We start from the raw sequence: 11004 nt of genomic DNA on the forward strand, positions 1-11004 counted from the left end.
AATGTGGAGGCCGACCTCTTTCTAAAACAATACTCGACCAATTACTTATATGGCAATTTTGAAAATGGAAAAGTTGCGGGCGGCCGAATTGAATATGTATACCTGTTTTCGGCCATAGCGTTATTTATATTGATTATTGCCTGCATCAATTTCATGAACCTTTCCACCGCGAACGCCACTAGACGGTTAAAGGAAATAGGAATCAAAAAAGCCTTGGGATCAAAACGCAGCACCTTGATCTGGCAATATTTTGGCGAGGCCGTTCTAACCGCCTTCTTTTCATTATGCGTTGCCCTTTTGATGATGATGGCCATTTTACCGCAATTTAATGCGATTACGGGCAAAACGCTATCGGTGGTACCGGATTTCTTGACCGTGTCAATAATAGTACTGACCGTTCTCTTTACGGGACTAGTGGCCGGAAGCTATCCGGCACTTCATCTGTCGCGCTTTAACCCCGTGGCCATCTTAAAAGGAAAATTGAAAAGTGCCACAAGTGAGGTTTGGGTAAGCAAAGGTCTGGTGGTATTTCAATTTGGACTTTCCATACTATTGATAGTGGCTGTTTTGGTGGTCCATAAACAAATTGATTTTGTACAGTCGAAGAATTTGGGAATGGAAAAGAATAATGTCATCTATTTTCAAAAGGAAGGACCACTGCAATCAAACTCGGAGGCTTTCTTGGAAAAAGTAAATGCAATTCCGGGGGTTTTGAACGCGACCACCGCCGTCCAAAATTTTGTTGGCACACAAATGAACAACACTAGCGGGGTAAGATGGCCCGGACAAGGAGAAGGAAATACCATAGAATTTACGGATATGGGCACCAGCGTCGGTCTAATAGAAACCCTTGATATCGAAGTGTCGCAAGGCAGGAGTTTTTCGAGGGCGTTTGCATCGGATAGTACCAATGCCATCCTTTTTAATGAAACGGCAGTAAAGGCCATGGGTCTGGAAGATCCAGTAGGCAAAACGGTTCAATTGTGGGGTGAAGACCGTCAGATAGTCGGCATAGTAAGGGATTTTCATTTTCAATCCTTTCGAGAGACCATTCGGCCAATATTCTTCCGGTTGGTTCCCGATGATAAGACTTTTTTGTTTATGGCAAAACTAGAAGCGGGAAGTGAAAGGGAGACCTTGGCCCAGTTAAAGGAGATCTACGGGGAATTCAATCCGGGATACGCTTTCGACTATAAATTTTTGGACACTGATTTTCAGGCCTTGTACGAATCGGAAAACAGGGTCGCGATATTATCCAAATATTTTGCAGGTCTTGCGATACTAATTTCTTGTTTGGGACTTTTGGGACTGGCAATTTATACCGCAGAACGGCGTAGAAAGGAAATCAGCATCCGAAAAGTATTGGGGCAGACCGCAACCCAGGTCACGGTTATGCTTTCCAGTGAGTTCGCTAAACTTGTTATCCTATCGGTTTTCATTGCACTCCCACTCGCTTATTGGTTATCGAGCAATTGGCTCTCGGGCTCTGCCTATCGGATCGACTTGAATTTCTGGTATTTCCTAGGGGCGGGATTATTAGCGCTATTTGTTGCTATGGTGACCGTCGGCAGTCAGGCAATTAGAGCCGCAAATAAAAATCCGGTCGATGGGTTAATGGAGGAATAGACTATCAATAAAAAACGAATCCGCAGATTATTTGAGAAGTGTTTGAGAAGTGTTTGAGAAGTGAATGAATTAAAAATAGAACAAGAAAAACGTAAAACCAACACCATGAAAAATAAATTGCTCGCTACACTCCTATTTGCTTTTGTCGCAATTGCCGTAAACGGACAAATAACCTTACCCCCAGATGGTAACAAGAAGGCCACGGTTTCCGAGTATATCGGTATCACCGAAGTAAAGATTTCCTATTCCCGACCTGCCGTAAATGGTCGTGAAGGAAAAATTTGGGGGCAGTTGGTGCATTACGGATTTTCCGATTTGGGCTACGGAACCAGCAAAGCAGCACCTTGGCGTGCAGGAGCCAACGAAAACACCACGATTGAATTTTCTACGGATGTTACTATTGAGGGAAAGTCCTTGGCCAAAGGCAAATACGGATTCTTCATTGCGATGGGACCAGAAAAAGCGACCTTGATTTTTTCAAAATTCAATACGGCTTGGGGTAGTTTCTATTACGATGAAAAAGAGGATGCCTTGCGGGTAGATGTCCCTTTAGAAAATCTTGAGGAAAGTGTAGAAAACCTAAAAATCACGATGACGTCACTGCCCATTTAGGGATGGTAAGCGGTTATTACTGTCTCGGGGATAGAAACAAAGCCTTGAAATATTGCGAATCCGCCAAGAAAAATACAACGGATCCAATGTATCTATCCTATATCGATGGTGTGATCAATGATATAAAAGCAGGGAAGGACATTTTTAAATAAATCATTTCAGAAAATATAAGGACCCATGTTCAAAAACTATCTAAAAATCGCCTGGCGAACCCTCTGTAAGGACAAAGAATACAGCCTTTTAAATATCTTGGGATTAGCAATAGGCATCACCTGTAGCCTTTTCTTGATCTTGTATGTCTTGGATGAACTGAGCTATGACCGCTACAACGAAAATGCAGAACGCATCTATAGGGTATCCACATTCATTCAGGAACCGGAACGGGAAATGAAAACGGCCAATACGCAGTATCCTTTGGGACCGGTGCTTCAAAAGGACTTCCCCGAAGTCGAGCAGGCGGTCAGGATTGTTCTGGGAGACGAGCTTTATTACAAAGTCGGGGAAAAACAGTTCTCGGAAGGTAAGATCTACTATGCCGATAAAAACCTATTCGACGTATTCACGTTTCCCTTTAAAGAAGGAGTATCATCAACGGCCTTGGTCGAACCGAATTCCATTGTATTGACCGAATCAATGGCCAAAAAATACTTTGGCAGCTCAAGCGTTGTTGGTCGATCCTTTAAAAATAGTAGGGATGAACTTTTTGAAATAACCGGAGTCATTGCCGATATGCCGGGTAACTCGCATTTCAAGGCGGAAGCTTTTATTTCTTCTAGCACGTTGCCCAAAGATTTTGGCGATAACTGGGGCCAATTCGGAAATTTCTATACCTATGTACTTTTGAAGCCGAATTCCAACGCCAAAGATTTGGTGGCTAAGATGCTTCCGCTTTACGATGCCCATATGGCCGAAATATTCGAACAGTACAATGTAAAAATAAAGTATGGGCTAATCCCGGTCACTTCCATTCATTTAAAATCCGATTTGGATAACGAACCGGAAGAAACCGGTAGCATGTCGTATATCTACATCTTTTCGATCGTAGCGTTGTTTATGTTGATCATTGCCAGTATCAACTACATGAACCTGACCACGGCAAGGGCTGCCGGAAGGGCGAAGGAAATCGGTATCCGAAAAGTAGTCGGGTCGTCGCGTTCCCAGCTTATCAAACAATTTTTATTGGAATCGGTATTGGTGACCGCCATTGCGACCATTTTGAGCGTATTGATCGTTATTTTATTATTGCCCTATTTCAACACTCTCTCGGGAAAGGCAATTACCTTGGAATCGCTTTTTGAATCTAACATCCTGTATATTCTTGCGGGGGTCGTTGTTTTAGTAGGACTTTTGGGCGGCAGCTACCCGGCTATCTATTTAACTAGCACTAATGCAATTGCGGTGCTCAAAGGTAAATTGGCAAAAGCATCGAGCAATTCGATGCTGAGGAAGGCACTTGTGACCACACAATTTACGATTTCAATGGTCATGCTGATCTGCACCATGGTGGTCTATAACCAGTTAAATTTTATGCGGGACAAAGATCTGGGATTCAACTCGGAGCAGATCATTTCCATAGAAATAGATCCCATGCAAAATACCGATGGCAAATTAGGGAACTATAAAAGCGAAATACTAAAACGCCCGGATATTGCCACCGCTAGCATTTCGGAAGCGACACCCGGCAAAAGCATCAATTTTAATTTATTCAGGGTGCAGACAGAAAATGGGTTTATTGAAAAAGGGGTCGATGTCTATGGCATTGATGAAGATTATTTTAATACACTTGGGATAAAAGTGATCGAGGGAAGAAACTTCTCTGCGGACATACCGGCAGATACCCTTAATAATTTGATCGTGAACGAGACCATGGTAAAGGCCATGGGTTGGGACAATGCCCTTGGTAAGAAGATCACAAATCCCGGTGGTGATTTCGAACTCGAGGTTATCGGAGTGGTCAAAGACTTCAATCAAAAATCATTATACAACGCTATAGAACCTTTACTTCTGGTTTACCGGCCCAACGCTTCCGGCCTTCAGGCCAAAATAACCGGTGGAAATATATCGAGAACTGTTTCAGAGTTGGAAGGTGCCTGGCAAAAGATTTTTCCCGATACTCCGTTTCAATACAATTTTCTGGACCAAGATTTCAATTCGCAATATAGCGCCGATCAAAAAAGGGGACAGATTTTCACGGCGTTCTCGGCTTTGACCATTCTTATTTCCTGCCTCGGACTGTTAAGCCTTGTCGCTTTTACCACACAACAGCGACGCAAGGAAATCAGTATCCGAAAAGTGGTGGGAGCGAAGGTTTCCAACATCGTTTTTCTTATTGCCAGAAGTTTTATGGCATTAATCGGTATTTCCTGCCTAATGGCATTTCCCATAGCCTATTTATTTATGGACAAATGGTTAGAGGTATTTCCCTATAAAACGGATCTAAGGGTTTCGACCTTTCTTTTATCCGCACTGGTATTGATTGCGATTACCTTGATAACAGTAAGTTTCCATGCGATAAAAGCCGCATTGACCAACCCCGTAAAAAGTTTGCGGGCGGAGTGACAAAAGATCTGCAAGGTGTTGCCGACGCAGGAGGCCTCCTGATAGGTCTCAACAAAAATGTTGAACCGGACCCATATGGTAGAAAAGCCCGTCTACCATGGGAAGAAGACCTTTCGGGTTAAAGAAATAAGCAAGTAAGTTTAACACATTCCAGCCTTCGCGGGAATGACAAAAAATATAGTGATGCTAAAAAACAACCTAAAAATCGCCTGGCGAAACATTATACGCAACAAAGGCTACAGCTCCTTAAACATCGGTGGCATTGCCATTGGGCTTGCGGCCTTTTGGTTGATCGCTTTATATGTTGCCGATGAACTCAGTTATGAGCAATCATTTTCCAAGGCCGACCGTATCTACCGAATCTCCCAACACGCGAATTGGGATGGCGGAAACTTTAAAATGGCCATTACGGCACCACTCTACGCACCAACTTTCAAAAATGACTTTCCGGAGGTGGAGGGTACGGTCCGGATCGGCACCGAAGGCGGCGGGCTGCTACAGTTCGAAGATAAGACCATGAAACAGGATGATATCTGTTACGCTGAAAGCTCCTTCTTTAACCTATTCGACTATCTCTTTTTATACGGTGACCCGGATATCGCACTGGCCCAGCCGGAATCCATTGTGATTACGGAAAGCTTGGCGCTTAAACTTTTTGGTGATGCTTCGCGGGCAATCAATAAGACCATTGCCATGGGCAGCGGAAAACATCCCAATACCGTTACCGGTGTCATAGCCGATATGCCCCAAAATTCGCACTTGCAGTTCAGTGGCATCCGCTCCTTTGAAAAGGATGATCTAAAAAGTGAAAATTGGAACGATAGTTTTCTTTATACCTATGTACTGTTGAAGAAAGGGACGGATATCACATCCTTCGAAAACAAACTGCATCCCCTTGAAAAAGATATTGCCCAACAAATGGGGGTTGCGGACTTTGAGATAGAACTGCAGCCGCTAACCGATATCCATTTGAATTCGGATCTGGACTATGAAATGGGGAGTAATGGAAGCATGGGCCGTGTCTACGTTTTTATTGTGATCGGCCTGCTCGTATTGTTGATTGCGATAATCAATAATATGAACCTTTCCACGGCGCGCTCTGCCATGCGGGTCAAGGAAATCGGGATACGAAAAGTAGTGGGCTCCGGAACAAATCATCTGATCCGCTTATTTATATCCGAAGCCTTGCTCGTCACTTTTATCGCTGCCGTAATTGCCTTTGTTCTGGTTCAATTAGCATTGCCGGCTTTTAATGAACTCGCAGAAAAAGATCTGGGTCTTTGGCGTTTTGGCATAATGAATACCGTAGGCGCAATTATCGCTTTTACCTTGTTTACGGGAATCCTTAGCGGCAGTTATCCCGCCATGTTTTTGACACGGTTCAAAATGATACCATCCCTGAAAGGGCAGCTGGGCAATATGCAAACCAGCGTTGTCTTCCGAAAATCGCTGGTGGTCCTCCAGTTTGTGATTACGGTTTGCCTGATCAGCGGATCTTACGTTATATACAGGCAAATGCAGTTCGTATCAATGAAAAATCTGGGTTTTGACAAAGAGCAGGTATTGATATCCCATATCGATAATATGAAAGTCCGCAGCGAAATACCGGCGTTGAAAGAGGCACTCCTACAAAGTCCGCTAGTGGAAAGTGCTGCAACGGCGAGCAATCCTCTCGGCAATAGCTACATAGGTAAATTTGGTTTCTATTTTGAGATGGCCGGAAAAATGCTGGAAAAAACGCAGCTGGCAAATTACCTAACTGTGGATGAAGATTTCTTATCGACCACCGATATGCAACTCCTACAGGGAAGGAATTTTTCCAAGGATATGGCAACGGACAAGGATGCTGCCGTAATCATCAACGAAACCCTAATGGAGTCACTGGGCTATTCGGATGCCATCGGTAAAAAAATCCAGTACAAAACAAGAAATGACAGCACCGTCTATCGAAAAGTTATCGGGGTGGTCAAAGATTTTCATTCCACCTCGCTACAACATAAAATCGAGCCCATGGTAATGCTGATGCCCCCAGAGGATGCGGAGCGGGACAATCTGTATGTAAAAATCGCCAAAGGCCAAGCGGTGGCCGGTATGGCCTTTGTGAAAAACACGTACGAAAAATTCGATCCCGAAAATCAATCGGATTTCCATTTTCTCGATGACAATTACAACCAACAATACATAGCCGAACAAAAACAGGAAAAATTAGCCTTAATCTTTACAGTTCTGGCCTTTGTCATTTCATGCCTCGGTTTGTTTGGCCTCGTAATCTTTATTGCCGCACAGCGCAAAAAGGAAATCGGCGTACGAAAAGTGTTAGGGGCTTCCATAAGCTCGGTAACGGTAATGCTGAGCAAAGATTTCGGCAAGCTGGTCGCCATCGCGGCCCTTATCGCCTTTCCCATCGCTTGGTTCGCCATGGACAGATGGTTACAGGATTTTGCCTACCGTATAGAACTGAAGTGGTGGATGTTTTTGCTCTCCGGAGGAATTGCGGTTGTAATCGCTTTAGTGACCGTCAGCTCCCAGGCCATAAAGGCGGCGATGGCCAACCCGGTTAAAAGTTTACGGACAGAATGACAAAAGACCTGCAAGGCGTTGCACTGAGCGCAGTCGAAGTGTATTGTCGCGTAAGCAACCTCGTAGATACGGGTCTAAACTAGACTGCTGAACCAAACCTACAAGGTCGAAAATGCCTTGTGGGTAAATATTATAAAACGAATATCATGCTAAAAAATCACCTAAAAATCGCTTGGCGGAATCTCAAAAGAAACCCGCTGTTCTCATTGATCAACATTTTAGGCCTGTCTACCGGAATGGCCAGTGCCTTCCTTATCTATTTTTGGGTCTCCGATGAGGTTTTAGTAGACAAGTTTCATGTCAATGAGCCGAACCTCTATCAAGTATTGATGAAGAGTGAAGAAAACGGTATGATAAGAACACTTGACGGAACACAGGGGCCGCTTTCGGCGGCCATGGAGAAAGACCTGCCCGAAGTGAAGCATGCCATTACCGTTATGGATCTCGAAAAAGAAGGGATGGGTATTACCTTTAAAAATGAAGAAAATTTGTTTAAAGCAGGTGGAATCTTTGCAAGCAAAACCTTTTTTGATGCTTTTACTTTTCCGTTAGTCCGTGGCAACGCAGCCCAAGTATTGTCCGATAAGGATGCCGTTGTAGTTTCAGAAAGTTTTGCCATAAAATTGTTCGGATCGGTCGAGAACGCCATGAACCGGCAAGTGGACTATAATTTGTTTGGAAACGAACAATCGGCAAAGGTAACGGGAGTGTTCAAAAATTTGCCTACCAATTCAACCCTGCAATTCAATTTTGTAGCCACAAAGCAAAAACTGTTGGAAGATATCTGGACCAATGGCCAATTGTGGACCAATGAAGGCCCAAGTACCTATGTACTGCTTAAACCAAATGTCGATATTGCTGCCTTTAATTCGAAAATCGAACGATTTATAAATAAATATAATGAGTACAGTACGTTCCGTCTTTTTACCAGAAAATTCTCGGATGCCTATCTAAAGGGAACCTATGAAAACGGAGTGCAGACAGGGGGAAGAATTACCTACGTAAAGCTATTTTCGTTTGTTGCATTACTGGTCTTGCTTATTGCCTGCATCAATTTCATGAACCTTTCTACCGCAAGGGTCTCCCGAAGATTTAAGGAAATAGGGATTAAAAAGACCGTGGGCAGTACCAAAAAAAATCTCGTGGTCCAATTTCTGACCGAATCCCTTTTTATAACCTTTCTTTCATTGCTTTTGGCCGTAATACTGGTCATACTGCTTATACCGGTCTTTAATTTTATTACCGGAAAGGAACTGGGAATACATTTGATTTTCCAACACTTGTCAATACTTCTTTTGGCTACCCTAATAACAGGATTACTATCGGGAAGCTACCCTGCGTTTTATCTCTCCGGTTTCAGTCCCCTCACCACTTTAAAAGGTAAATTTCAAAGCAAAGGGTCGGAATTGGTTGCCCGAAAGGGATTAGTAGTGTTTCAATTTATGGCCTCTTTGGTGTTGATCATCTCAGTATTGATCATTAACGATCAGGTCGATTTTGCCCTGACCAAACCCATGGGATACCAAAAGAAAAATATGGTTCATTTTGATCTCGAAGGAAAGGCGTACGAAAATGCCCCGCTTTTATTCGACCAGATCGAGAATATTGAAGGTGTCGAAAGTGTGGGCGGGCTAAGCGAATCCCTGATCAGGGAAGACGGCGGCTCTTCTACCTATGGCATAGAATGGCCCGGGAAAGCGGAAAACTTGGAGATCGATTTCGTACTTCGCCGTGTAGATGAGAATTTAATTCAGACATTGAACATAGAAATGGCAAAAGGCGATGCGTTTACCAAAGATCTCGGATCCCCCGAATCGTATCTCGTACTGAACGAGGAAGCCGTAAGGCTTATGGGATTAACGGATCCAATCGGAAAGAAAATACAGCTATGGGGCGAGGATAAAACCATTTTAGGGGTCATGAAAAATTTTCATACAGCCTCTGTGATGCAACCTATTTCCCCTGTGGTTTTTAGGTACAATCCCGAAAATCTAGATCTGGCAATGGTCAGAATACGACCTGGCTCGGAAGTAAAGACTATTGAAAGTATCAAGAAGGTCTATAGCGACTTCAACCCGGGCTATACTTTTAATTTTGCTTTTCAAGATCAATCCATAAATGCACAATATCTCAACGAACAGCGTATTCTAAGCCTCTCCAAATATTTCGCCTTCCTTGCTATTTTTATTTCCTGTCTAGGCCTATTTGGTCTTGCAGCCTTCAATACCGAAATGAGAACAAAAGAAATTGGCATTCGTAAAGTGTTGGGATCCTCATCATTCGGAATTCTAAAATTGTTATCCTCTGATTTTTTAAAACTGATTACGTTGTCCATCGCACTCGCTGTCCCCATAGCTTGGTACGCTATGAACGATTGGTTAGTGCAATTTGCCTACCGGATTACTATCGGCTGGTGGACCTTTGCCCTGTCGGGGATGCTGGCCATAGTGATAGCGATGATAACCATTAGCTTTCAAGCGCTTAAGGCGGCTAATGACAATCCCGTAAAAAGCCTGCGAACAGAATAAAACGAACAATACCCCTAAGGTTTTCGAAACTTTAAGGGTCTCAAAAACAAGAACTATGTTCAAAAACTATCTAAAAATCGCTTGGAGGAACCTCCATAAGAACAAAGGCTATTCGGCAATCAATATTGGTGGACTTGCCCTAGGGATGGCCGTGACCTTGATTATAGGACTTTGGATCCAGGACGAACTGTCCAACAACGATTATTTTTCTAAAAAGGACAGGATCGCACAGGTCTTTCAATCGCAGACGTTCAATGGGAACACGGACACAGGACCTGCCATACCAAGACCGTTGGAGAAGGCCTTGAGGGACGGTTATGGCGATAATTTCAAACATCTCGTTATGTCATCATGGAACAATTCCAGATACCTGAAATATCAGGATAAAAGCCTATCAAAAACGGGTAATTTCATACAGCGGGAAGCACCGGAAATGTTGGATTTAAAAATTTTGAAAGGGGAGAAAGACGGATTACGTGAGCTGAATTCTGTTATGCTTTCCGAATCTGTGGCCCACGCACTTTTCGGTGATGAGGAACCCATTGGTAAGACCGTGGAGGTGAACAACCAGTACGATGTTATGGTGAGTGCCGTATATGAGGATATTCCCTTTAATAATTCCTTTAACGATGCCCAGTTTTTGATGTCTTGGGATAAATTGCTTACCAGACAGGAGTGGATGAAAAACGCTGAAGATCAGTGGGGCAACAACTCTTTCCAAATGTTCGTGCAAATTGCGGATAATACGACTATGGAAAAAGTATCCGCCACCATCAAGGATGTAAAGAAGAATCTGAACGAGGATACTGCCGAATTCGATCCGCAATTGTTTCTCTTTCCCATGAAAGAATGGTACTTGCGTGGTAATTTCGAGAATGGAAAACAGTCAGGGGGAAGGATAAAATATGTATGGCTCTTTGGAATTATCGGGACGTTTGTATTGCTTTTGGCCTGTATAAACTTTATGAACCTGAGTACGGCGAGATCGGAAAAAAGGGCTAAAGAGGTGGGAATTCGAAAATCGATCGGTTCGCAACGGAACCAATTGATATACCAATTTTTAAGTGAATCCTTTTTGGTCGTATTGTTCGCTTTCTTC

The 11004-nt window shown here is 43.4% G+C and carries 6 protein-coding genes; all 6 read left to right on the forward strand.

The window, feature by feature from the left end:
- The coding region (locus ACEW8S_RS16050) for an FtsX-like permease family protein (RefSeq protein ID WP_373519133.1) at positions 1–1626 on the forward strand (1626 nt) is incomplete at its 5' end.
- 105 nt (positions 1627–1731) lie between these two features.
- Positions 1732–2238 (forward strand): DUF2911 domain-containing protein, encoded by a 507-nt coding sequence (locus ACEW8S_RS16055; protein WP_373519134.1) that lies wholly within the window; start codon positions 1732–1734, stop codon positions 2236–2238.
- A gap of 177 nt (positions 2239–2415) precedes the next feature.
- Entirely contained in the window at positions 2416–4797 is a 2382-nt protein-coding gene (locus ACEW8S_RS16060) for an ABC transporter permease (protein WP_373519135.1), read from the forward strand.
- Positions 4798–4980: 183 nt separating this feature from the next.
- A complete protein-coding gene (locus ACEW8S_RS16065; RefSeq protein WP_373519136.1) occupies positions 4981–7377 on the forward strand; it encodes an ABC transporter permease in 2397 nt (798 codons plus the stop codon).
- 146 nt (positions 7378–7523) lie between these two features.
- Positions 7524–9905, forward strand: coding sequence for an FtsX-like permease family protein (locus ACEW8S_RS16070; protein ID WP_373519137.1), 2382 nt, complete (start codon positions 7524–7526; stop codon positions 9903–9905).
- A gap of 55 nt (positions 9906–9960) precedes the next feature.
- Positions 9961–11004 (forward strand): ABC transporter permease (locus tag ACEW8S_RS16075; protein WP_373519138.1); only part of this gene is annotated, 1044 nt, incomplete at its 3' end.

The sequence above is a fragment of the Pricia sp. genome, assembly GCF_041745955.1.
Taxonomy (GTDB): Bacteria; Bacteroidota; Bacteroidia; order Flavobacteriales; family Flavobacteriaceae; genus Pricia.